Here is a 24091-nt window from a genome sequence, read left to right as displayed (position 1 = left end):
TAAAACTACCCGTTCTTTAAATGGATGTTAAGAAAGTCCCCCTTAGGGAATTTAGGGGCAGGATTGCACGAATTTTTTTCAATCCTAAAATCTTTACTCGGACGACAATAATTAAATATGGTAATAACTGAGAGGGGTACAAATCTGGAACAGTTTAATTGAGTCAGAGACTCAAAACTTGCCAGTGCTGGGGCAGAGCCCCTGCACAACCTTGTCATTCTTCTTTCTTCTTTGTTCTTTGCTCAAAAACAAGCCTACATAACCTCCTCTCCCAATGGAGGAAATCTCACGTCTCACATCTCACGTCTCATATCTCACATCTAGACACTTACGCTTATTCTTGGTATATCGTAAAAAGGACAGTTTCTCCAACAGCTTTCAGCGTCCTGGTATCGATAACTTCCATATTGTCTGCATGCTTATGGTGATACCTCCCAAAGCCAAAATCAGGGGAATAATCGATGATATCGATCATGGGAATCCGTGCCACTTCATTGACGGGAATGTGGTCATCGGTAATGGGATGGGAATTGCGCATTTGGAAAAAGTCACTATGTCCGATCGAATGGGCGTAGTTCCAGACCTTATTGACAATACCTTTGGCATACTGCATGGAAACCCCTTCTTTATAAAAGCGCGCTCCCTTGGCTCCCACCATGTCCAATAGGATCCCGTAATAGGCTGCATAGCCGCGCTCGTGTGGCGTTTTGGCCCAATGCTGGGAACCCAAGCACCACCACTTGGCATCATTGGCCCCGGCTTTGGCAGATTCCGGCTTGCCGTCATCTTCCCCGTCAAAGAGGATAAAGTCAATGCCTACTTCTGGCTTTTTGGAAGCTGAAGCGATCACACGGGCAATCTCCAGCAATACCCCCACGCCACTGCCCCCGTCATTGGCACCATCGATAGGCTCATTGATTCGCTCTGTATCCTTATCGGCCACCCTTCGCGTATCCCAGTGGGCTCCCAAAAGGATCCGCTTTTTGGCATGGGGATTATAGGAGGCAATGATATTGGTCAATTCCAGTGGCTTGCCGTCATACGCCTCGGCAGTGAACTCCTGCGCCTGTACCGTCAGGCCAAAGGAAGCAAACTTCTCCTGTAACCACTGGGAAGTGGCTTTATGGCCTTCTGTATTGGGCACACGGGGACCAAAATCCACTTGTTTTTGGATATAATGATAAGCAGAGTCCGCATTAAAATCCGGAACTTCAGCTACAGGTACCGCCACTACTGGCTCCTGCGCAGTTTCTTTCTTTGCTTCTCCGCATGCTCCAAGCAATAGCCCAAAGGCCATCGCCCAAATGAATTTATTCTTCATAAGCCCAATCTACTTTTTCTTTCATATCCTTGACCACGATACCGATGGATTTGAGTGCGGCCCGGATCTCATCGACTTTATCATAATCCTTGGCCAGCTTGGCCTCTTTGTACAGCTTCAGCAACAGCTCCAATAGCGCTTGCTGCTTGTCTGATTTTTCTTCCACCAGACCTAAAATATCCTCTACAAAAACGATGAAGGTCTGAATTAATTTTTCAAAAACTTCTTTTCCTAAAGCCGCCCCTTGGAGCTGACCGGTAAAGATGCTGTTGATCTTTTTCAGCAAATTGAACAGCTGGCCAATGGCCTGGGCGGTGTTAAAGTCATCGTTCATGGCGCGATACGCATTTTCGATGCTTTTCTCCACTTGCTGCACCTGCTTTTCGTCCAGTTCTACGCCATCTGTTGCGGTGTATGCCATGTCTTTGGCGATGCGGAGGCCGTTGATGATTTTTTTGTACCCTTTCTGGGCGGCCTTCAAGGCCTCGTTAGAAAAGTCCAGCGTGGACCTATAATGTGCCGTCAGGATAAAATAACGGATGGTCATGGGGCTATAGGCCTGTTCGAGCAGGTCGTGCTTACCCTTGAAAAGCTCCTGTAGGGTTATGAAATTCCCTAAGGACTTGCCCATCTTTTGACCATTGATGGTGATCATGTTATTGTGCATCCAGTACTTCGCCGGATCATGGCCATGGCCTGCATTGCCCTGGGCGATCTCACACTCGTGGTGCGGAAACATCAGGTCCATGCCACCGCCGTGGATATCAAACTGGTCCCCGAGGTACTTTGAGCTCATCGCTGTACACTCCAGGTGCCAGCCGGGAAAGCCCACGCCCCAAGGAGAATCCCACTTCATCAAATGCTCGGGAGCGGCATTTTTCCAAAGGGCAAAATCAATCGGATTGCGCTTTTCATCTTGCCCGTCCAGCTCACGGCTACCGCTCATCAACTCTTCAACAACCCTCCCGGACAGCTTCCCGTAAGGCTTTTCCTCGTTATATTTCACCACATCAAAATACACCGAGCCGTTTACCTCATAAGCAAAACCGGCCTCTAAGATATCTTCTACCAACTTGATTTGCTCGGGAATGTGACCGGTGGCTCTGGGCTCAATATTGGGCTTGAAGGTATTTAGCAGGTCCATATCGCGATGGTAGGAATCGGTATAATGCTGGGCCACCTCCATGGGTTCCAACTGCTCCAATTTGGCCTTTTTGGCAATCTTATCCTCGCCATCATCGGCATCACCCTGCAGGTGCCCCACATCAGTGATGTTCCGCACATACCGCACCTTATATCCCTGATGCTTTAAGTACCTGTAAACGGTGTCAAAGGTAATGGCCGGTCGGGCATGACCCAGGTGGGCATCCCCATACACCGTGGGGCCGCATACATACATCCCGACGAAGGGCGGTTTAAAAGGCTCAAAAAGTTCTTTGTCACGACTCAGCGTGTTATAAATCTTCAAATCTTTGGAAATCATAAAACAAATTTAATTAAACCGATAGGAAATCTGCAGGTATTTGGGCTACAAAACTATTCTATAAAATTCAAATTCCATTTTATCAGCAGATAAAACTCCAACACTCCAAGAAAAATTCCATTCTACCTTCAAATATAAAATATCTTTCCTAAACAACTAATATGATATAGCTGCTGAAGTGGTAAGCCGCCCTACTTGTAAAGCAGGTCATCTATAACAAAGACCAGCTCGACCAATCTATACCTGAATGCCTTGAACTTTTTTCACCATTCAATCCAAGGTAGTACTGGTAGTTTTTTTATAATTTTGTCATATTTTAACCTTACTTGATGTTTTTATTGTTTATAAATTTCAACTGAATAAATTTTTAATTAAATTTTATTGAAATGAGAAACATAAAGATAAAGGTGATGTCAATGCCTTTAACACCCTGCTGTTTTTCCCTGTTGGGGAAACGGAGTACGAAGTCTATATTTCTCGGCTGTATGACTATGGAGGGGATGAGGCTTTTTCAGCGGAGGACCTCACGCGATATAATTTCATGTCGGTACCGGAAGCATTCTCTGGTATCAGAATGCTATTTGACTGGGACGAAAAGCCCATTGGTGGATGGGAATATGCAAATGGGGACAAATCAAAAATCATCAAAAGCGTCGCAAAAAAAGAACAAGAAAGCAGGAAGAGGGATGTTCATCAACAATCGAGATATGATCAGGATACTGAAGAAGAATCCGGAGGCGGCGGTTCCATTGGCTATGAATGCGAATATGAGATCATCAACTGGTGCCAGGTAAATCCTTACGGGGATAATCATTACCTCGATTCGGATGTGTATTTGGAATGCCGGTTTACTGAAGAAAGTCCAGAAAGCAATGGGCCAAGACCTAACGGAGGAGGATATTCACTCCCCAGTAATGGAGACGGCCCAAATCCTCCTCAGACGGACGAGGCCTGCTATGATCCGCATCCGACGATTCCTGGAATGGTGGTGCCTTGTGTTCCTTTAAGAGAAGACGACTCCAACCTTAAAGTTGAGGTGGACCAATCCTTCAAAAATTATCCAAAATTAGTATGTATCCTTGAAAAACTAAAGGTAGATGAATTCATAAAGAAATTAGCTACCTTTAACCAAACCTCTCAAACTGGGAGAAATGTAATTCTAAAAGTTGGTCCTGTCCCACGACGTCCTGGAGACCTTGGCCCTCGAAATGCTGAAACAGATGATTCTTTAGGTCCCTATCATATCCAAATAACCCTTAATCAAGACTTACTTGACAGAAGTTCGCTCAGCCTAGCTAGGACTATTCTCCATGAAATGATCCATGCGGAATTATTTGTTGCAGTTTTTCATGGCGGAGGGTCACCAATAGACGGAAACTTCAATAGCAATTTTGAAAGATATGTTGAAAAATATATTGGTAGTACAGTGAAACAACATAACTATATGGCGGAAAACATGGTTTCTGACATGGCAGAAGTACTTCAGGGAATCCACTCGAACTTAGGAAAGATAAACTTTCTATCAAATCAAGATGTAAAGAAAGAATTCCCTTTAGGTAATATCCCTTTCGATTTCTATAAAGCTATGGCATGGAAAGGATTAAAAAGTACTGATAAATGGAAGTATCATCTTCCGGAAAGAGGTTTGATGGAAAAATATCAAGATCTCGCTGATGACTATTTAACAAAAGATTGCAAAAAATGAAATATAGCCTAATATCAATCATCCTATCATGGCCCTTGATGTTATTAGTCACTTCGGGTGACAATAAAGAAACTGAACACTTGGAAATAGAAAGGGAATCCAAGATAGTCATAGTGTATAATAGATTAAACGTTAATACAAAGGTAGATAGCCTTGCTCATCCAAAAGACAACCTATTCAAACTGATACGAAGGCCAATTTATGATGCTGGGGCTGAAATTTCAATTACACATGGTATCCACAGTTCAGAAAAAATAAAAATCAGTCGGTCGGCCTTAGCATTAGAAAACGTATATTTTGATGAGGATATGGTAAATTCTGAGTGGTCAGAACTACATGGCAATGACTGCTACATCATTTTTCAGGACAATTATTTTACCAATGGCTCTTTAGAACCTGATTTTGAGTTTACAGCATATCATGCTAAGGTCAGCTTCATTCCGTATCACTAGGACCAAATCCAGCACCAAGTATGCAATAGAGAGAAAAGATCATGAAAATCATTATCCACTTAATAGCAGCCATATTATTCTTGACTTCCTGTAACAGATCTTCGGAGAGTATAAAGAAAGGTTCTTCTGCTAAGTCACAATCAACACAAACCATCCTGATTTTTGACAGAATGAACAAACATACCATTTATTACAATCTCTCTGGGGAAAAGCCAGGAATGTATAAATATAGACGAGGCATATCCGACCAAGACACGGTACTATTAACCCATACAACAAACGAAAAGCTGAAAATTAACTTGTCGGAGCTGATGGAAAGAGAAGTCGTTTTTGATCGGGATCTAGGCAAAGAAGATTGGCTTGAGGTTTCGAAAAAGAAGGTCTATATGTTGTTAAAAGAGAATTATTTGGTAAATGGGTCGACTGCACTCGATCACGAATTCACCCTAGAGGAAATCAACATTTACCTAGAAGAAGGTAAGTAGCGTGTATTCCCGAAACATATAAAATTACTAGACAATGAATTTCACTCGACTTATAGGGATTATAATATTTACCATAATCATGGCCAGTAGCTGCAATCAAACTGATAAAAATATGCCAGCTAAGCCTGAGCTAGGCGCGATTGACAAATACCCTAAAGACATGATAATTGTTTTTAACAGGAATGAAGCCCATACAGCCTATATAGATACCTCAGTCCCTCACAAGAATAGTTTTCAATACCGTAGAGAAGGGTTTAGGGACACTCTATTTTTTATCCAAGTTTCCCATGGACTACAGTACAAAACCATAAAAATCAAGAAAACTGATTTGGACAACATGGTGGTAAGGTTTGATGCAGAAATGGGTATTGAAGATTGGATATATATGGATGTGTTGAATTATTACATCATTTTCCAAGATGAATACCTGAGCGAAAAGAGTTTAGATCGCAATTATGAATTTACAGCCTATGAAGTGGAATTGAATATTGGCGAAGTGGTGTATTAGGACCGATATAGCAAAAGAATTACCTCCCGAAAATTCATTTAAATTTATTCTCAACAATCCTACTTTTTTTCCGAAAAAAAATTCATTACATTTGTATCGTATTTAGTCGTTTATAAGAGGGGACACGTCGTCCCCTCTTTCATTATAGGTAAATGTAATATGAGTTTGAAACAGACCATCGAAGAGATCGTCACCAAGCATTTGCCCGATGACGCTCATTTTGTAGTGGATGTCCTTATAAATGAAAAAGGTCCAAAACAAAAAATCAGTATTCTGATCGATGCTGACGAGGGCCTAAACATCGATACCTGTGCCACCGTCAGTCGAGCGGTGGGAGAAGAGCTTGAAGCCAAGGACATCATAGACAATGCCTATGTGCTGGAAGTTTCTTCACCAGGGCTGGACCATCCCCTGACAGGGAAAAGGCAGTATCAAAAGAACATTGGCCGGAACCTAAAAGTCACCATGGAAAGTGGCGATACGACCGAGGGCAAGCTTACCGCAGTGGACCAATCGGAGATCACTTTGTTGGTAAAACATAAAGAAAAAGGCAAGAAAGCAATCGAAAAAGAAGAAAAGATTGCTTTTGAGCAAATAAAGAAATCAATTGTATTAGTCTCTTTTAAATAAAAAAAATGGATGCTAAAGTTCTTATAGATTCGTTTGCAGAATTTGCAAGATCTAAAAACGTGGATCGCCCTACGATGATCCGCATTCTGGAAGATGTGTTTAGAGCGATGATTCGTAAAAAATACGAAACAGACGAGAATTTTGATGTGATCATCAATGCCGACAAAGGAGACCTTGAAATCTGGCGGATCCGTGAAATCGTAGATGACAACTCCGAGGATATCTGGGACCACGATAAGATCAGCCATTCAGAAGCCAAAAAGATTGAACCCGACTTTGAAATCGGCGAAGAGACATACGAAAGAATCGAACTGGAAGACTTTGGCCGAAGGGCCGTCATGATGGCCAGGCAAACATTGATACAGAAAATCAAGGATTTGGAGAAAGATTTGCTGTTTCAGCAATATGAAGAGCTGGTCGGTGAGATCATCACTGCGGAAGTTTACCAGATCCTTGGCCGTGAAATGCTGCTAATGGACGGTGAAGGCAATGAACTGATCCTCCCCAAAGGCGAGCAAATTCCAAAAGACCGCTTCCGCAAAGGAGACACCATCCGCTCCATCGTCCACAAAGTGGAAATGGTCAATGGCAATCCACGTATTATCCTTTCAAGAACTTCTCCGATATTCTTGGAAAGATTATTCGAAAATGAAGTACCTGAAGTGTATGATGGATTGATCACGATCAAGAAAATCGTCCGCGAACCAGGAGAGCGTGCCAAAGTAGCCGTAGAATCCTATGATGACCGCATTGATCCAGTGGGTGCCTGTGTGGGCATGAAAGGAAGCCGTATCCATGCGGTGGTCCGCGAGCTCCAAAATGAAAATATCGATGTAATCAACTATACGGACAATCTTGAGCTCTATGTGTCCAGAGCGCTAAGTCCGGCCAAGGTAAGTTCCATTCAGGCAAATGAAGAAGAAAAGCGACTTTCTGTCTTTTTAAAGCCTGATCAAGTATCTTTGGCCATTGGAAAGGGCGGGTACAACATCCGACTGGCCAGTAGGCTAGTAGGTTATGAGATCGATGTCTTCCGTGAGTTATCGGATTATGAAGAGGAGGAAGATGTTGATTTGTCTGAATTTTCCGATGAAATTGAGGGTTGGATAATTGAGGAGTTGAAAAAGACGGGGCTGGATACCGCGAAGAGTGTTTTGGCACTTTCCAAGGAGGACCTGACCCGAAGAACAGAACTTGAAGAAGAAACGATAGAAGAAATCTTCAGAATTTTAAAACAAGAATTTGAACAGTAAATTATTTGCCGGAGTGCAATATTAATTATCGGCAGTATATATTTACATCAAGAAAATAAGCAAGAGGTTTTAGCGTATGTCAGAAGAAAAAATGATGCGATTAGGCCAGGTAGCCAGAAAGCTCAACGTGGGGATTTCCACGATCGTTGAGTCAATGGCTAAGAAAGGCTTTGATGTAGAGAGCAACCCGAATTCCAAGATCAGCCAAGAGCAATTCAGCATGTTGGCCAAGGAGTTCAAGTCCTCTGCTCAGGATAAGGAGGAAGCATCCCACCTGTCCATCGGTAAGCGGCACAACGAGACGTTTACCATCAAAGCCGAATCTGAATCTGTGCCTGAGGAAGTAAAAAAAGAAGAGCCGGCCAAGCCCGCTGCTCCCAAGCAAGAAGAAGAGCCCCAGAAAGCTCCAGAGAAAGAGGAAAAAGTCACTTCGGAAGCAGAAAAGCTTCCGGGCATAAAAGTATTGGGCAAAATTGACCTCTCCAAAAAGGATCAGGCCAAAAAAGAAACGTCCAAAAAAGAAGAGTCCACGAAAAAAGAAGCGACTCCCAAGCAAGAGGAGAAAAAACCAGCTCCGGAAGCTCCCAAAGCAGAAAAACCTGCCGAGAAAGCTCCAGAAAAGGCTGTTGAAAAACCTAAAGATGAGTCACCTAAGGCTGAGAAGTCTGAGCAAAAAGAAAACGCTAAACCTTCAACACCTGAAGCTGGGAAGCCACAGGAATCAAATGACGCATCTAAGGACCAAAAGCAACAACCAGCTGAAAAGCCAGCCACACCACCTTCTGACAAAAAGCCTCAAGCTAAACCTGCTCCATCTGATTCAAAAGAAGCCAAAGAAGCACCTCCGCAGGAGAAAAAAGACGCTTCTGGAAATGTGATTTCTGCCAAAGCAGATGCCCTGAAAGGCTTGACTGTGCTTGGCAAGATAGAACTACCCAAGGACAGGCCCAAGAAAAAGGCCAAACCTGTAGCTTCTTCAGATGAAAGAAACAAAGACAAAAAGAAGCGCCCTCGCAAGCGTATCGATAAACCTGGAACTGGCGGTGGCCAAGGCGGAAACAGAGGAGGAGGCCCACAGGGCGGAAGAGGAGACAACCGCAACCAAGGTGGTCGCAAGAGACCAGGTGGCAATAATAAAGGCGGTGGAAAAGGTGGAAACCGATTCCAGAAAGCCGAGCCTACCCAAAAGGAAATCCAAGACCAGATCAAGCAGACGCTCGCACGTCTTCAAGGAGGAGGAAAATCCGGAGGCAAAAAGACCAGAAGGGACAAACAACGGGATCGTGCCAAAGAGCAGCACACAGAAGGTGCCGAGGAAAGCAAAATCCTGAAGGTAACTGAATTTATTTCGGCCAATGACCTTGCTTCCCTGTTGGATGTATCGGTAAATGAGATCATCTCTGTTTGTATGTCCTTGGGCATGTTTGTATCCATTAACCAGCGTTTGGATGCAGAAGCAATTACCATCATTGCGGATGAATTCGGCTATGAAGTAGAATTCACCAAGGCGGATGAAGAAGAAGAGGTAGAAGAAGAAGAGGATAGCCCGGAAGATCTTGAGGATAGAGCTCCTATCGTAACGATCATGGGGCACGTCGATCACGGTAAGACATCCTTACTGGACTACATCAGGAGCTCCAAAGTCACCAGCGGTGAGGCCGGGGGAATTACCCAGCACATTGGTGCCTATGATGTAAGGACTGACAATGGCGACAAGATCGCTTTTTTGGATACGCCAGGTCACGAAGCCTTTACGGCCATGCGGGCCCGTGGTGCTAAAATTACCGATGTGGCAATTATCGTTATCGCTGCGGACGACAACATCATGCCACAGACCAAAGAGGCCATTAATCACGCTCAGGTAGCAGGTGTACCGATGATCTTTGCCATCAACAAAATCGATAAGCCTAACGCGAATCCTAATAAAATTAAGGAAGAGCTGGCCAATATGAACCTCTTGGTGGAAGATTGGGGCGGTAAATACCAGTCCCAGGAGATCTCTGCGAAAACAGGCCAAGGAGTGGATGAGCTCCTCGAGAAGGTACTCCTGGAAGCTGAAATCCTGGAACTAAAAGCAAATTCTGACCGTAAGGCGATGGGTACAGTAGTGGAAGCTTCTCTCGACAAAGGCCGAGGGTATGTATCTACTGTAATGATCCAAAACGGGACATTGAAAATTGGCGACATCATGCTTGCTGGCCAGCATTATGGCCGTGTAAAGGCGATGTTTGACCACTTAGGAAAGAAAGTCGATGAAGCTGAGCCATCCACACCTGTACAGGTACTGGGACTGAGCGGCGCACCGCAAGCAGGTGATATCCTGAAGGTGTACGATACAGAGCGTGAAGCAAGGGAAATCGCTAACTCCAGAGAGCAGATAAACCGTGAGCAGAGTATGCGTACCAAGAAACACATTACCTTGGACGAAATCGGAAGACGTCTCGCTATCGGAAGCTTTAAGGAGCTTAACATCATTATCAAAGGTGACGTGGATGGATCGGTAGAAGCACTGTCTGATTCCTTGTTGAAGCTTTCCAAGGATGAAGTAAGTGTAAACATCATCCACAAAGGTGTAGGCCAGATTTCAGAATCTGATGTACTGTTGGCCTCCGCTTCTGACGCCATTATTGTCGGTTTCCAAGTAAGGCCTTCCACCAGTGCGAAACGTATCGCCGAGCAGGAAGAAATTGAAATCAGACATTACTCTATCATCTATGATGCCATTAACCAAATCAAGGATGCCATCGAAGGTATGCTTGAGCCGGAATTTGAGGAAGTAATCACAGGAAACATCCAAGTGAGGGAAGTCTTCAAAATTTCCAAAGTGGGTACAGTGGCAGGCTGTTATGTTACGGACGGCTATGTGACCAGAAAGAACAAAATCAGGGTGATCCGAGACGGTATCGTGATCCACGATGGCGAAATCGACCAGCTTAAGCGTTACAAAGACGATGTTTCTGAGGTGAAAGCAGGTTACGAATGTGGTATCTCTATCAAGGGATATAATGACATCAAACTGGATGACACCATCGAAGGATACGAAATGCGTGAAATCAAACGTAAAAAATAATTCAACTTAAGCACACACTTTAAGTTAAAGGACAGTTTTATAAACTGTCCTTTTTACGTTTTACCTCAGTTCAATAAAGTGAATAGGGGCAAACTGAGAAGCCTTTAGCCCTGAAAAGCATTGCCAAACCTATTGGCATCTGCTATATTTTGTTCATAATAGTCATAAACAAAAACACGTGAAATAATATAAACATATGCTGATCGCACTGGTTTTACTCTTAAAGACATTCTGTTATGCCTCACTTGTGAGCATCATCGTAGGCTTTATACGACCGGTTTTTGTGCTTTGGTTTATGGACAAATGTAACCGTTTGCGAGTTTTAACGTTCTATGGAACATTAGCACTAGTGTTTTTCGTTTTATATGAACTAGTAAATCACCTACTTCTCTAAAAAAATATAATTATGGAATACAATCCTGTAAACTCCAGCTATCATGATAGGCTAGAAGCATGGTCTATCATGGGAAGCGAATGTGATATCACCTTTATCAAGGATGGGAAAGAAATATCCGTTCATTCCAAAGTGATCGGCATACTGAACGTAAAAGATGGCGAATACCTTTTTGGTGAAAATGGTCTGGCCATTAGGATGGACAGTTTAGTAGCGATCAACGGCATCCCCGCAAACCAAGAGGCCGTTGGGAAATGACCTATTCCCAAAATAAACAATATGATCAGTTTCACCCGCTAAAAGGGCATTCAACCCACGCGCCTACAACGATAAGCTTTCGGGGTTCCGTCCTGCACGGTACATGCGATCAAAAAATCTTCTCCTCCATCCTTTAAGCGAAATTTCTTCTTGATGATTTCAGGTTTCATAGGATAGTTGCGGGTGATCACATTGACCTGTCCGGCAGGAAATGCCTTTCCAATGGCCTTCTTTTCCATCTTTACTTCCTCTTGAATCCTAAACACCCTTCCTAATACACCGGATGTCTTGGACAATTCGTCTGTGGTGTAGAGGTGGGTGTGCATGTGCACCTTATGGAGCCGATAGCGGTTTCCAAATACCTTAAAAGCCCCTGCTTTTAGGATTGCGGCGGAAGGAATCACCAAGTAGTTTTTGGGCAAGCTAAAGGTGGAGGCGGCATGTTCCTCTTTATTAAAATCAAAATGAAAAGGTTCATCATGAGGTAGGTCCCATGTCATCACTTGGGCAGCCCCTTCCTGTTCCCGTTTCCACACCAATAGCAGTTCCTTTACTTCATTTTTTACGGCTACTACATGCACTTCACTTAGTCCTGGTAATTCCCTGATTGCTTCTTTGATGTCCAGCATCGGTGATGCTTTGATCATAATATGTTGAGCCTTTTGGGTAAGGCTTTCCCAATGCCCAATGATGTCAGGCTCACAATCGGCTAGTTTGTACAGTTTTTGGTTGGCTCCTCCGCGTCTGGCAGGATCCACATAAATCCAATCTGCTATTCCCTCCACCGTCCTTAGAAATGCCAACGCATCACCACAATACACCTGGTACTTACCATCCCCACCACTCAAAACCGAAAAATTATAATCAGCGATGGCGGCCAGTTTGTCCTGTCGTTCCACATAGGCCACTTTTTCGAATTGCTTCCCGAGATAGTAGGAGTCCACCCCAAATCCCCCTGTAAGGTCCAGGAGAAATCCACCCTTGGCAAGGCGTTTCTTAAATGTGGCGGTTTGTTCGGAGGAACACTGTTCCATCGAAACTGCAGGAGGGAAAATTACGGCTTTATTGGCTGCCCATTCGGGGAGCTTTCGTCGTCCCTTTTGCCTTGCAGCTATCTGAGCCACGGCCTCCTTGAGGTCAAACTTATTCGACTGGCGATGCCTTAAAAGTAATTGTGCAGGATCTTCAGTAAGATGATCCTGCACAAATTGAAATAATTCCGGTGTATATATATTGGATAGCTCCAAGCTTATACAAGGCTATGTTTTACGAGGTATTCAGCGATCTGAACAGCATTTGTAGCAGCGCCTTTTCTCAGGTTATCCGCCACGATCCACATGTTCAGTGTATTTGGCTGGGACTCATCTCTCCGCAATCTACCAACAAACACCTCGTCTTTTTTATGGGCATTCATGGGCATTGGATATACGTTATTGGCAACATCATCCTCCACGATTACGCCCGGCGTAGCGGCCAAAAGCTCTTTCACCTCTTGCAGGTCAAAATCTTCTTTAAATTCCACATTGACCGCCTCGGAGTGGCCACCCATCACAGGGATCCTCACCGTGGTGGCTGTCACCTGAATGGAAGGGTCTTCAAAGATTTTTTTGGTTTCATTGATCATTTTCATCTCCTCTTTGGTGTAGCCATTGTCTTGGAACACATCGATATGGGGCAACACATTAAGGTCAATCTTATGAGGGTATGCTTTTTCTCCTTCCTTTCCCGCACGTTCGTCTTGGAGTTGGTTCACTGCCTTAAGACCACTTCCCGTCACAGACTGGTAAGTGGAAACTACCACCCTCTTGATGCCATAGCGATCACGGAGCTTGGTCAAGGCCAAAACCATTTGGATCGTGGAGCAGTTAGGGTTAGCGATGATCCTGTCGTCAATCTTCAGTGATTTAGCGTTGATCTCAGGAACTACCAGTTTCTTGGTAGGATCCATTCTCCAAGCAGAAGAATTATCTACCACGATAGTGCCTGCCTCAGCAAATTTTGGGGCCCATTCTTTGGACGTATCCCCACCTGCTGAGAAAATGGCAATGTCTGGCTTTTCGGAAACCGCCTGAGCCAAACCTATCACTGTGTATTCCTTATCCTTGAAGGTGATCTTTTTTCCTGCGGACCTCTCACTGGCCACCAACAGCAGTTCATCAAAAGGAAAATTGTGCTCTGCAAGCACTTCAAGAATTTCAGAGCCCACTAGACCTGTGGCTCCCACAACAGCTAATTTCATTGTTGAAAACTTTCTATTAATTGAAATTTATATTACTTTATTATGTATATAAACACCTACTTATTGTGAATAAGTCCGTTTTTGATGGTTATGTTTAGTTTTTGCATACTTTCTGTCAAAAACACTACCTCAGTAATTTTAACTTTTAACCACTACCCTCAGAGATCATCTCAAATTGGAATTGATCAGTATGTAGTCGTAAACCTTAAACGTCATGAAAATCCCAAATTGCTATTTGCATCGGCTTAGGTTCATTGCAATGTTTTTAGCCTTGACCGCTTTAACAAATGTAAATGCTTATACAGTTCCGAAAATACCAGCAGACATCACGTTAAAGTCCCTGTTTATTTTTGGTGCCGCAAGTTACGGAAAATCATTTATTAACGAAGTAGAAAATCCCAAAATATACCGTGACCACTCCATAAAAAACCCAAAACCATTCTGCTCTCCAAATAACCCACAACCCAAAGCTTTATATGACCACGTAAACGGTCGTTTGAGCTTTGTCGCATCATTTACCGGCGCTACATACGAAAGGTTCCTTTACCAAAACGAAAGACCGAGCTCACAAACCTCAAAGAACAGTGATGCTGTGGACTTTAAAGCTATCGTCATCAATGAAGTGATGGCCGCTCCCAAAAAGGACAATCCACTGCCATATGCTGAATATGTAGAAATCTTCAACGCCTCTGACGAGGCAATTGAATTGGGTGGCTTTTATCTGAAAGACGACAAAAAAGCCGTAAAGCTACCCGGATACCTGATGGCGCCAGAGGAATACGTACTTTTGGTCGATGAAGATGATGCTCGGGATTTTGAGCCTTTCGGAAACGTCCTCGCCCTGTCTAGCTGGCCCGGTTATACCAATAGCCAGGGAGAAGTCTATATATGCGACGCCAATAAGACGGTCATTGACAGCTTAGTTTACAGTAAAAAGAGCTATGGCAGCGGGAGCAAAGACTCGGACGGATTCAGCCTCGAGGTAGTCAATCCTTTCCTCTCCTGTGACCAATCCTTGCTCCTTCTGGCTTCTGAATCCTCCAAAAAAGGCACGCCGGGGAAAGAAAATTCGGTGTTCGACACGACTCCTGACATGATGGGGCCTCGTGTGGTCAGTGCGACCGTCCGGGATAGCGTCAACATTTTAGTGACCTTTGACGAAACCCTTTCTTCCTCTGCCTTATCTGCAGGATGGACACTTAACAACGGACTGAACATCATCCAAAGTAGCTTTGCCGAAGGCACTACCAATGCTGTGACACTCACGCTTGATAGGCCATTAGAAGAAAAAATTGCCTATGAAATCACCGTTGGCGACCTGTATGACTGCGCAGGAAATGGAATAGACCCCGCAGCCAATTCCGCTACATTCCAACTTCCCTCGTTAGCATCAGGAGGGGAAATATTGCTGAATGAACTGCTCTCCAATCCGCGCAGTGGCACACCCAAATTTGTGGAAATCTATAACCATAGCAGCAAATACATTGACCTAAATGGGTGGAAACTGGCCAATATAGATGATGGTACCATTGATAGCCGAAAAACCATTTCCGATCGCGCCAAAATCATCGCCCCTTTCGATTACTTGGTGGTCACTACCGATATCGCAGAATTAAGTCAGCAATACCCCAAAGGAAAGAAAGAGAAATGGATGGAGCTGAGTTCATTGCCGAGTTATCCGATCAAAGGAGGAGCTGTCATTCTGCTGAGCCCTGACGAAAAGTGGGTTGAGCGACTGGACTACACCGAAAAGATGCATCATCCGCTCATCCAAAACCCAAAGGGCATCTCCCTAGAACGGTTTTCCCCAGAGGAAGAGGGTAATAATCCAAAAAATTGGCACTCAGCTGCTGCTGCTGCCGGTTATGCCACACCGGGGTATAAAAATTCCCAACATTTCGCACGAGACCAAACCAATGCAGCCATCAGCATCCAGCCCAAGGTTTTTGTGCCAGAAGCAGCAGGGGAACAGCCGTTCACCACTATTTCGTACCAACTGGCAGACGCGGGGTATTTGGGAACGCTCAGGATCTTCGGGACGGATGGCCGGCTAGAGATGACCATTTGTCAAAATGAATTATGGGGCACCAAGGGTTTTTATACTTGGAACGGTACCAACGAAAAGGGGCGTAAAGTCAGGCCAGGATATTACATTCTGTTGGCTGAGTTCATTCACCCTGATGGCCAAGTCCATCAGGTAAAAGAAACAGTTGTGGTAGGCAGTAAATTAAAGTGAATGGAAAATCATCCGGGACAAAGACTTCTGCATATAAATGGTTTTCCACTAAAAAGAGCATCCTGGCAAACACTTGGCCAGGATGCCAAACTTATCTAAAGGCCCTCATCTTCGTCATCATAGATAAAGGTATTGGGCTTTCCTTTTTCCTTGATATAGCCGCGGTACATGCCTGCAGAATTGAAGGGCATAGCGATCCTCCCGTTTTTGTCCACGGCTATCACTCCGCCGCTTCCTTCCATTTCCACCAACTGCTTCATCACTACTTTATCGGCAGCATCCGAGACGGATTTTCCACTATAGCGCATAATAGAGGCAATTTCATGGGCCACCACATTTCTGATAAAAAATTCTCCATGTCCAGTAGCAGAGACGGCGCATGTAGCATTATCCGCATACGTACCGGCCCCGATTACAGGGACGTCGCCTACTCGTCCGTATCGTTTATTGGTCATTCCGCCCGTGGAAGTAGCAGCGGCCACATTGCCTTCCTTGTCCACGGCAACCGCTCCGACAGTGCCGTACTTTCGGTCATTGAAGTAGGGATCCTCCAGCTCCATTTCCTTGAGGGAAGAATGATCCAGTTGTGTCTTTTCAGCATCAATGATTCTCATCAGTTGTTTGTATCTGCGTTCGTCCCTGAAGTATTCAGGATCCACGATTTCCAACTGCTGTTCGGCGGCAAATTGCTCGGCACCTTTTCCTACCATAAATACATGCGGACTGTTTACCATCACTTCATAAGCAGCTGTAATGGGATTTTTGACGGTGGTGATACCGGCAACAGCTCCAGCATTCCTTGTCCTTCCATCCATGATGGCGGCGTCCATCTCATTTCTCCCATCATGGGTGAAGACTGCTCCCTTGCCGGCATTGAAGAGGGGTGAGTCTTCCATTACTTTGATGGCAGCCATCACGGCTTCTAGCGCAGGTTCGCCCGACTCAAGGTCAGCATAGCCTGCGTTGAGCGCTTCTTTTAGTTTTTCGCGATAGGCTTTTTCCCGTTCAGCAGACATGTTTTCTCTCTTGATGGTCCCCGCACCTCCATGGATCACCAATGCGATTGGCTGCTCACTGGCCTCTGCTGGCGTGGACTTTATTGTTTGTTCGACCTTTTTCTCAGAACATGCAGACCATAACAAAAGAATAATCCCTAATAAACTGTACTTTCTTAATTCCTTCATAAAATTTTATTAAACCATTTTGATGCAATTAACCGTATTAAGATAATAAAGATAGCAGTATATCCATATTAAGAATTTATGCTAGAATGAAATATGCTGGCGAATTTTTGATTTTAAAAAGTGCACCTTATTTTAGGGGACTTTTTGAAATCCAAAAAGATTATTTAGCTATCATCACTTAATGCCTGAGAACTATGAGTCAAGAAGAAAAAACATCATATTCCAGAGAAGAACTGAAAGAGTTTGAGGAATTGATCAACAGCAAACTTGCCGCGGCAAGAAAAGAGCTAAATTCGTTGAAAGAGACACTTAGCAAGAAGAACGACAGTGGGACCGACTTTACGGCCTCCACCTCTAAATTATTGGAAGATGGTGCTGATACGCTAGAGAGAGAAAGCCTCAGTCAGCTTGCTGCCCGTCAGCAGAAATTTATTATTAACCTGGAAAAAGCATTGATCAGAATCAAAAACGGGACTTATGGAGTCTGCGTGGACACAGGAAAACTAATCGCTAAAGAAAGATTAAAAGCGGTGCCCCATACCATGCATTCCATCGAAGCCAAACTATCCAAAAAATAACCTAATTGGTGCCGATAAAATCAGTGGAATTTCTACACAGACATATTGAAGCATTAATATTCTGTTCACCATCTCCGTTGGGCTTGGACGATATTCGTAAATGCCTTTCGGAGATGTTTGAATCTGATGTCCCAAAGGAGCATATCGAGGAGGCGATTGGAGCGCTGCAGGAAAAATACCTGCAGGATGATTATGCTTTTGCTTTGGAGCATTTGGGCAATGGTTACCAATTCCTGACCAAACCTGCCTATCAAACCAGTATTTCAATCCTCCTCAAGCAGCAATCCACCAAGCGGCTGTCCACCGCCCAAATGGAAACCCTTTCCATCATTGCCTACAAACAACCCGTCACAAAATCCGAAATGGAGCAAATCCGCGGTGTAAACTGTGATTATTCCGTCCAAAAACTCCTCGAAAAAGAGCTCGTGACCATCAAAGGCAAATCCGACAGCATCGGAAGACCGCTACTATATGGTACCAGCGATAAGTTTATGGAATATTTTGGCATCAACAGCCTCAAAGATCTCCCCCAGCCAAAAGACTTCAACCAAGAAGAAAACCAGATCGGAAAGGAACAAGAATAGAAAATCGATCATGCCACCATTATCTTAATAATGATAATGTGGATACGGGAGGTTCCTGTTGACCATACAAAATATACCACAAACGGATGAAATATTGGCTCTATATGGATTATAGTGGGTAAAGATATTATTCCGGTTAAATTAATGTTGATTCATGTTCCTTTTCAGTGGGCAATTTTCTATTCTGCCTTGAGGTATTTGACGTTAATAAATCAAAGAAGTGGGCTGGAAAAAGCGCAGGCTTGTTTGACGTGAATCAGTACAAAAAAATTGGTATGCTGCACAAATAGAGGAGTTTGCCTGCGTGAGTGCTGGCTTTGATTTTAGTCATATAGCTCACCGCAGCGGGTTTTTTTGGTTACGTTTTTCACCTGAAGGAAAAAAGTAACAAGGCAACAAGATGAAAGGCAAGCTAGAATTTGACATGCAAAGTAATAGTTACCCATAGTAAATCATATAGAACCGAAATATTTCGTTACTTCATCAATATTCCATCAATAAGTACTTATCTTTGCAGCCCATTTAGAATGGAGCGCAATTCGCTCATATTAAAGGATTTAGAAACACTTATACAGCAGAGATGCTGCAATACTATGAAAAAGCATAACAGGAACAACAGGGACGGCAAGAGAAACTCAGGTGGCCCTTCTTCCCGCACGAATAAATCTTCCGATTTCCGGTCTCATGGCAAGCCCAAGAGAACAGAAAACAGATTTAGAAATTCTGATAACGACAAAAGGAGAAATACCAATTCCGATTTTTCCCCATTACAAAAATACAGGAAAGATACACCAAGCCCCCGTCAAAACGACAAAGAAAACGAAGCACAATATAAGACTGTTTACAAAGGACGTGGAAAAGACCAAAAACCTGTCTTTGGGACTGAAAAAATAAACGATCAGAACTTCCGTTCCAAGGCGGGGAAATTCAAGCAAAACCGGTTCATCAAAAGCAACCGATTTGAGCAAGAAGAAAAACCCGAATACAACCTCAAAAAGGTCAAACCACGGCAAGCTAAGCCAGAAAGCAGTGAAATCAGGCTCAACAAGTACATCGCCAATGCCGGGATATGCTCCAGAAGGGATGCTGACAAGCTGATCGAAAAAGGAGAGGTCAAAGTGAATGGTGAAGTGATCACCGAACTCGGCTATCGAGTTTTGCTGACCGATAAAGTGGCGTACAAAGGCAAGCTTATCAATCCAGAGAAGCCAGTTTACGTACTCCTGAACAAACCAAAGGATTTCATTACGACCACAGATGATCCCATGAACCGTAAAACGGTTATGCACTTGGTCGCTTCGGCTTGTGAGGAGAGGATTTTCCCGGTGGGAAGACTTGACCGAAATACCACTGGCCTTTTACTTTTTACCAATGATGGTGAACTTGCAGCCAAACTCTCCCATCCAACTGAAAAGGTCAGAAAAATCTATCAGGTCACCCTTGACAATCCCATCAGCAAAGCGCATTTTGAAGAAATAGCGGAAGGCATTACGCTGGAAGATGGACTTGTCAATGTGGATGACATCCAGATCCTCTCCAAGGACAGGACGATCTTGGGACTGGAGATCCACGTAGGCAAAAACAGGATCGTGAGAAGAATATTTGCTCACTTGGGCTATGATGTGATCGCTCTTGACCGGGTGACGTATGCCGGCCTGACCAAAAAAGACCTTTCTAGAGGTAAATGGAGATTCCTTACAGAAAAAGAAGTCATCAACTTGAAGTTTATGAAAAAATAGGGTTTTAAAAGCCTTTTCGAACGGAAACTGTATCACGGCAAGGCCCCCCTTTCCTGATACAGTTTTTTTATGTCTTCGTATCATGGGGTTAGAAAAATTTACCATCACATTTTACCCTCATTCGATTACATCTATATTTCTTTATTCATCGCATCAATACGGCTAACCATTATTAAAAAACATATTTTATTTATCCAATAGCAAATAAATATTAATAAAATAAATAATGTAATTATAAAAATTAAATATTGTATTATTTTGCCTTATTTGTCTATGCATATTACTTATTAACTTCACATCAGAACATTTAGCGATGTTCATTATTTGTAGATGGGGAAGCCGAAAACCATTTTTTTTAGAGTAGGCATAGATATTTTAACCATAAAAACCATGGATCTTATCACAAACTTACTTGATGTTGTTCTTGGTCTATTGTCTAGCCTTCTAGGTGGACTTTAATAGGCCCTCTACTTTGGACTCAGCTGAAAAGTATTTTGGCATGAGAACAATGTAAAAACGAAGCTGTCTTCATGAAGAAGGCAGCTTTATTTTTTTCGGAAAGTTTTTGTTAACTTATAGAGCACTAACTTCAGCACTTATGAGAGCCATATGGAACGACCAGGTGATTGCCGATTCAGACACCACCATCATGATCGAAAACAACCATTATTTCCCACCGGCATCCATTAAGAAGTCATTTTTTACCCCATCCGACACGACCTCTTCCTGCCCTTGGAAAGGAGAAGCCAGTTATTTTCACATTTGTGTAAATGGCGAAACCAACAAAGATGCCGCATGGCACTATTTCCAACCGAAAGAAGCAGCCATTCGGATTAAGGGCTATATCGCGTTTTGGAAAGGGGTAAAGATAACGAGGTAATAAAGATGAAAGAATACGATGCAATCATTTTGGGGGCAGGGCAGTCCGGAATGCCCTTGGCGAAAAAGATCAGCAGTCAAGGGGGGGCTGTAGCCCTGATCGAGAAAAGGGCTATCGGCGGCACTTGCATCAACGACGGATGTTCCCCTACCAAAACCATGGTCAGCTCAGCACGTGTGGCCCACATGGTTTCCAGGGCGGCAGACTATGGTGTCATCCTTCCCCATTACCGTGTCGATCAAAAAGCCGTCAAAAGTCGAAAGGACCATATCGTGACACTGTTTCGGGGAGGCGCTGAAAAAAGCCTTCGTAAAAATGAAAGCATCGACATCCTTATGGGATCGGCGGCATTTAAGGACAGCCGCACCATCCAAATCACCTCGGACACCGGGGAGATTTCTTTCATAAGCGGTACTAAAATATTTATCAACACTGGATCTGAACCCCGAATTCCTAAAATCGAAGGACTTGCCGGCACTCCCTATATTACCAGCACCACGATCATGGAACTGGAAGAAACACCCACACATCTCTTGATCATGGGAGGGGGCTATATCGGACTGGAATTTGCCCAGATGTTCAGCAGGTTTGGCAGCAAAGTCACCATCATCGACCGAGCAGAAAGACTCGTCCACAAAGAAGACGAAGATGTCTGTAAAGAAATCTCTCAAATCTTTTCGGAAGAGGGAATTGACACCCTTTTCAATGCGGAAGTCAGAAAAGTCTCCTATCAAGACGGGTTTAAGCTGACCACCGAGACGCCAAAAGGAGTGTTGGAAATAAAAGGATCTCACTTGCTGGTGGCCACCGGAAGAATCCCCTCCTCTGCCCATTTAGGCTTGGAGAACACCCGGGTGAAATTGACCGATAAAGGATTCATCCAAACAGATGACTTTCTCCAAACAAGCGAAAAGCACATCTATGCTTTAGGGGATGTCGCCGGAAGTGCGCCCTTCACCCATATCGCCTACCATGATGCACACATTGCCTTTCAGCACGCTTTTAAAGAGAATGCGGTTTCGAAACACGAGAGGCTTGTGCCGTATTGTGTATTTATCGACCCACAGCTGGGCAGAATTGGCCTTAATGAGCAGGAAGCCCAAGCCAAGGGCATCCCTTATAAAACTGGTAAATTCCTAATGAAACATGCTGGCAGGACACTAGAGGTGGATGAGACACGCGGCTTTTTCAAGGTCCTGGTAGACCCCGAGTCAAAGAAAATCCTTGGAGCCACCATCCTGAGCCTCGATGGAGGAGAAATCTTGGCCACCCTACAGATGGCCATGGTAGGAGGAGTCACCTATGATACGATTGCCACTTTGCCCATTGCACATCCAACGTTGGCGGAAAGCCTGAATAACTTAATGGGATCTATCACATAAATAAATTATAAAGGTAGAATAATTGAATAGAAATATTACCAAATGAGGTCAGGGGATTTGACTTACACACCAATCATACACAGTTAAAAAACCACTAAATATTAGTATTTTATTGTTTTTTCATTATAAAAGTACGTATTTTTAAATTTTATAGAATAATAATTTTCTCATGTTTTTTTTTTGTTTATTATAATTGGGGATTATTAAACTTTAAAACAAAATATTATGAGAGCAAAACTTTTAATAGCTATTCTTACTATTTCATTCCTTAGTGGATGCGTTAAAGATTTAAATGAACACGATGTTCAATTGCAAGAAAATAGATTTGAGGAAGAAAAACCTAGATCTACAGAATTAAGTGCAGTTGATGACTGGATGGATGAATCTAATATTTACGCTAGATTTAAAAACTTAAACAATGAATATGATTTAAACAACATGGTCAAGGTGATTGATAAAGACCATGAGATGCAAATACTAACCATAGTCAATGACTATGATGGGAATAAAACCTTATGCTTTTCACTGGATAAAGATGGAAATGTTGCAACAGCTTTCTTTACAAATGCGTTCAAAGATAACGATGGTAATATCACCATTGAAGTAAACGATTTAAATAGTGATTATGGCTTTTCATTTATTGATTATATAGATGGCACTAGGGAAATCTTAAATAAAAAGGGTAGCCAAGCGTCAAATAGAAGTTGGTGGGGCAATGCAGATAGATGTGTCGGTAAATTTCATAACCTTACAAAATCGAATATCGCTAATATAGCCATTATCGGTGTATTTGATGCTGTTACTCTAGGAGGATATTCAGTGGGATCTGTTTTGGTCTGCGCAGGGTATGCAACTGCATTGTTATAGGTTCGTATTAATTAAAATCTCATGAAAAAATTAGTTCTATTTCACCTAGTCACTCTTGTTCCGATGATTTTAATCCTTTCATTATATATTTATGAGGAAATTTCCACAGGAGCTTTTATTGGAATGTTCTTAGTATACGCCATGGTTTATCGTCCATTTTTTGATTATAAAAGATTAAAGGAAAAGGAATTAGTTACAAAAAAAGAGTTTTTTAATACATTAGGATTTATCAGATTTAAATATTTATCAGAATTACTGTTTAAAAAATAACGAGATGCGATGTAAGCAAAAAGGTCATTGCCGGAAATATTCCCAACAATGACCTTCTTTAAATCAACCGCATAATGTTTTATGGCATCGCTTGCGCTATCGCCTTGCTCTCAAATTCACCTTCCAGCTCTATGACCATAAAATCATCATCGTCATCACCTCCTATCATCAGCACAAGGTCACTTAGAATATCCCCTCCTTTGCTATAAATGATCACCTGATTGTCCTTTTCAGCTAGCTCCATCATCAAATCATACCTTTCCTTCCGTAACCCCTTCTGCAAGTCTTTAAAATCCGCTTTCGCAATATCCCTCCCCACTGGCAGTTTAAAGAATTTCATTCTGTCCACCGACTTGGCTATGGTCTTCATCCCATCCTCATCAAAGTCAAAATCAAGCCCATCGGCAAAATCAAAGAAACTTCCTGCCAAATCCAGGTGAAAGAAATCCTCGTCCTCCTGGTATTTTTCGAAAAGGGCATCTACACTTTTACTCTGGGCCTGAGTCATGACACCCATTCCCATCAACGCCAATACTATTAAAATCCGCTTCATATGTTGTTCATTTTAATGTT

Annotated in this window: 22 protein-coding genes; 16 read left to right on the top strand and 6 right to left on the bottom strand. The window is 43.2% G+C overall.

Annotated features, from left to right (window positions below):
- Positions 1–334: 334 nt before the first annotated feature.
- Both FDP09_RS03075 and cysS read right to left on the bottom strand, forming a co-directional pair.
- Complete coding sequence (locus FDP09_RS03075; protein ID WP_187328779.1) at positions 335–1321, bottom strand: M28 family peptidase; 987 nt, start codon at positions 1319–1321, stop codon at positions 335–337.
- Positions 1311–2804, bottom strand: coding sequence for a cysteine--tRNA ligase (gene cysS, locus FDP09_RS03070; RefSeq protein ID WP_137401246.1), 1494 nt, complete (start codon positions 2802–2804; stop codon positions 1311–1313). The genes FDP09_RS03075 and cysS overlap by 11 nt, the downstream gene beginning before the upstream one ends.
- A gap of 574 nt (positions 2805–3378) precedes the next feature.
- Between cysS and FDP09_RS03065 the strand changes: the two genes are divergently transcribed.
- From FDP09_RS03065 to FDP09_RS03030, 8 genes are all read left to right on the top strand, one after another.
- Positions 3379–4509, top strand: a complete 1131-nt coding sequence (locus FDP09_RS03065; protein ID WP_187328778.1) for a hypothetical protein — start codon at positions 3379–3381, stop codon at positions 4507–4509.
- Positions 4506–4961, top strand: a complete 456-nt coding sequence (locus FDP09_RS03060; RefSeq protein WP_137401244.1) for a hypothetical protein — start codon at positions 4506–4508, stop codon at positions 4959–4961. Before FDP09_RS03065 ends, FDP09_RS03060 begins: the two co-directional genes overlap by 4 nt.
- A 170-nt stretch (positions 4962–5131) precedes the next feature.
- On the top strand, positions 5132–5446 hold the full coding sequence (locus FDP09_RS03055; RefSeq protein WP_137401243.1) for a hypothetical protein: 315 nt from the start codon (positions 5132–5134) through the stop codon (positions 5444–5446).
- 112 nt (positions 5447–5558) lie between these two features.
- On the top strand, positions 5559–5954 hold the full coding sequence (locus tag FDP09_RS03050) for a hypothetical protein (protein WP_137401242.1): 396 nt from the start codon (positions 5559–5561) through the stop codon (positions 5952–5954).
- A gap of 159 nt (positions 5955–6113) precedes the next feature.
- Positions 6114–6584 carry a ribosome maturation factor RimP gene (locus tag FDP09_RS03045; protein ID WP_137401241.1) on the top strand — a complete coding sequence of 157 codons (471 nt, stop codon included), beginning with the start codon at positions 6114–6116 and terminating at the stop codon, positions 6582–6584.
- A gap of 5 nt (positions 6585–6589) precedes the next feature.
- Positions 6590–7837 carry a transcription termination factor NusA gene (gene nusA / locus FDP09_RS03040; RefSeq protein WP_015264551.1) on the top strand — a complete coding sequence of 416 codons (1248 nt, stop codon included), beginning with the start codon at positions 6590–6592 and terminating at the stop codon, positions 7835–7837.
- 76 nt (positions 7838–7913) lie between these two features.
- On the top strand, positions 7914–10907 hold the full coding sequence (gene infB, locus FDP09_RS03035) for a translation initiation factor IF-2 (protein WP_137401240.1): 2994 nt from the start codon (positions 7914–7916) through the stop codon (positions 10905–10907).
- A 406-nt stretch (positions 10908–11313) separates the two neighbouring features.
- The gene (locus FDP09_RS03030; protein ID WP_137401239.1) at positions 11314–11559 is read left to right on the top strand and encodes a hypothetical protein; all 246 of its coding nucleotides are present in this window, start codon (positions 11314–11316) and stop codon (positions 11557–11559) included.
- 50 nt (positions 11560–11609) lie between these two features.
- On the opposite strand, the gene FDP09_RS03025 is transcribed toward FDP09_RS03030, so the two are convergent.
- A complete protein-coding gene (locus FDP09_RS03025) occupies positions 11610–12806 on the bottom strand; it encodes a THUMP-like domain-containing protein (RefSeq protein ID WP_137401238.1) in 1197 nt (398 codons plus the stop codon).
- A 2-nt stretch (positions 12807–12808) separates the two neighbouring features.
- On the bottom strand, positions 12809–13798 hold the full coding sequence (locus FDP09_RS03020) for an aspartate-semialdehyde dehydrogenase (RefSeq protein ID WP_137401237.1): 990 nt from the start codon (positions 13796–13798) through the stop codon (positions 12809–12811).
- A gap of 214 nt (positions 13799–14012) precedes the next feature.
- Between FDP09_RS03020 and FDP09_RS03015 the strand changes: the two genes are divergently transcribed.
- Positions 14013–16034 carry a lamin tail domain-containing protein gene (locus tag FDP09_RS03015; protein WP_137401236.1) on the top strand — a complete coding sequence of 674 codons (2022 nt, stop codon included), beginning with the start codon at positions 14013–14015 and terminating at the stop codon, positions 16032–16034.
- Between the two features lie 95 nt (positions 16035–16129).
- Here FDP09_RS03015 and FDP09_RS03010 read toward each other — a convergent pair whose 3' ends face one another.
- A complete protein-coding gene (locus FDP09_RS03010) occupies positions 16130–17218 on the bottom strand; it encodes an isoaspartyl peptidase/L-asparaginase family protein (RefSeq protein WP_137401235.1) in 1089 nt (362 codons plus the stop codon).
- Between the two features lie 194 nt (positions 17219–17412).
- Between FDP09_RS03010 and FDP09_RS03005 the strand changes: the two genes are divergently transcribed.
- The 7 genes from FDP09_RS03005 to FDP09_RS02975 all read left to right on the top strand — a co-directional run bounded on the left by FDP09_RS03005 (position 17413) and on the right by FDP09_RS02975 (position 23518).
- Positions 17413–17796 carry a TraR/DksA family transcriptional regulator gene (locus FDP09_RS03005; RefSeq protein ID WP_137401234.1) on the top strand — a complete coding sequence of 128 codons (384 nt, stop codon included), beginning with the start codon at positions 17413–17415 and terminating at the stop codon, positions 17794–17796.
- A 23-nt stretch (positions 17797–17819) separates the two neighbouring features.
- The gene (scpB, locus tag FDP09_RS03000; protein WP_137401233.1) at positions 17820–18380 is read left to right on the top strand and encodes an SMC-Scp complex subunit ScpB; all 561 of its coding nucleotides are present in this window, start codon (positions 17820–17822) and stop codon (positions 18378–18380) included.
- Positions 18381–18973: 593 nt separating this feature from the next.
- Positions 18974–20119 carry a pseudouridine synthase gene (locus FDP09_RS02995; protein ID WP_137401232.1) on the top strand — a complete coding sequence of 382 codons (1146 nt, stop codon included), beginning with the start codon at positions 18974–18976 and terminating at the stop codon, positions 20117–20119.
- Between the two features lie 598 nt (positions 20120–20717).
- Complete coding sequence (locus FDP09_RS02990) at positions 20718–20999, top strand: DUF427 domain-containing protein (RefSeq protein WP_137401231.1); 282 nt, start codon at positions 20718–20720, stop codon at positions 20997–20999.
- Between the two features lie 5 nt (positions 21000–21004).
- Positions 21005–22381: a mercuric reductase gene (locus FDP09_RS02985; RefSeq protein WP_137401230.1), complete on the top strand. Its 1377-nt coding sequence runs from the start codon at positions 21005–21007 to the stop codon at positions 22379–22381.
- A gap of 225 nt (positions 22382–22606) precedes the next feature.
- Positions 22607–23248 (top strand): hypothetical protein, encoded by a 642-nt coding sequence (locus FDP09_RS02980; protein ID WP_137401229.1) that lies wholly within the window; start codon positions 22607–22609, stop codon positions 23246–23248.
- 21 nt (positions 23249–23269) lie between these two features.
- A complete protein-coding gene (locus FDP09_RS02975; RefSeq protein WP_137401228.1) occupies positions 23270–23518 on the top strand; it encodes a hypothetical protein in 249 nt (82 codons plus the stop codon).
- Positions 23519–23597: 79 nt separating this feature from the next.
- On the opposite strand, the gene FDP09_RS02970 is transcribed toward FDP09_RS02975, so the two are convergent.
- Entirely contained in the window at positions 23598–24071 is a 474-nt protein-coding gene (locus FDP09_RS02970; protein ID WP_137401227.1) for a DUF4252 domain-containing protein, read from the bottom strand.
- Between the last annotated feature and the right edge of the window lie 20 nt (positions 24072–24091).

The organism is Echinicola rosea (assembly GCF_005281475.1).
Lineage (GTDB): Bacteria > Bacteroidota > Bacteroidia > Cytophagales > Cyclobacteriaceae > Echinicola > Echinicola rosea.
The sequence above is the reverse complement of the archived record's forward strand: the minus strand, read 5'-3'. Positions and strand labels throughout refer to the sequence as shown.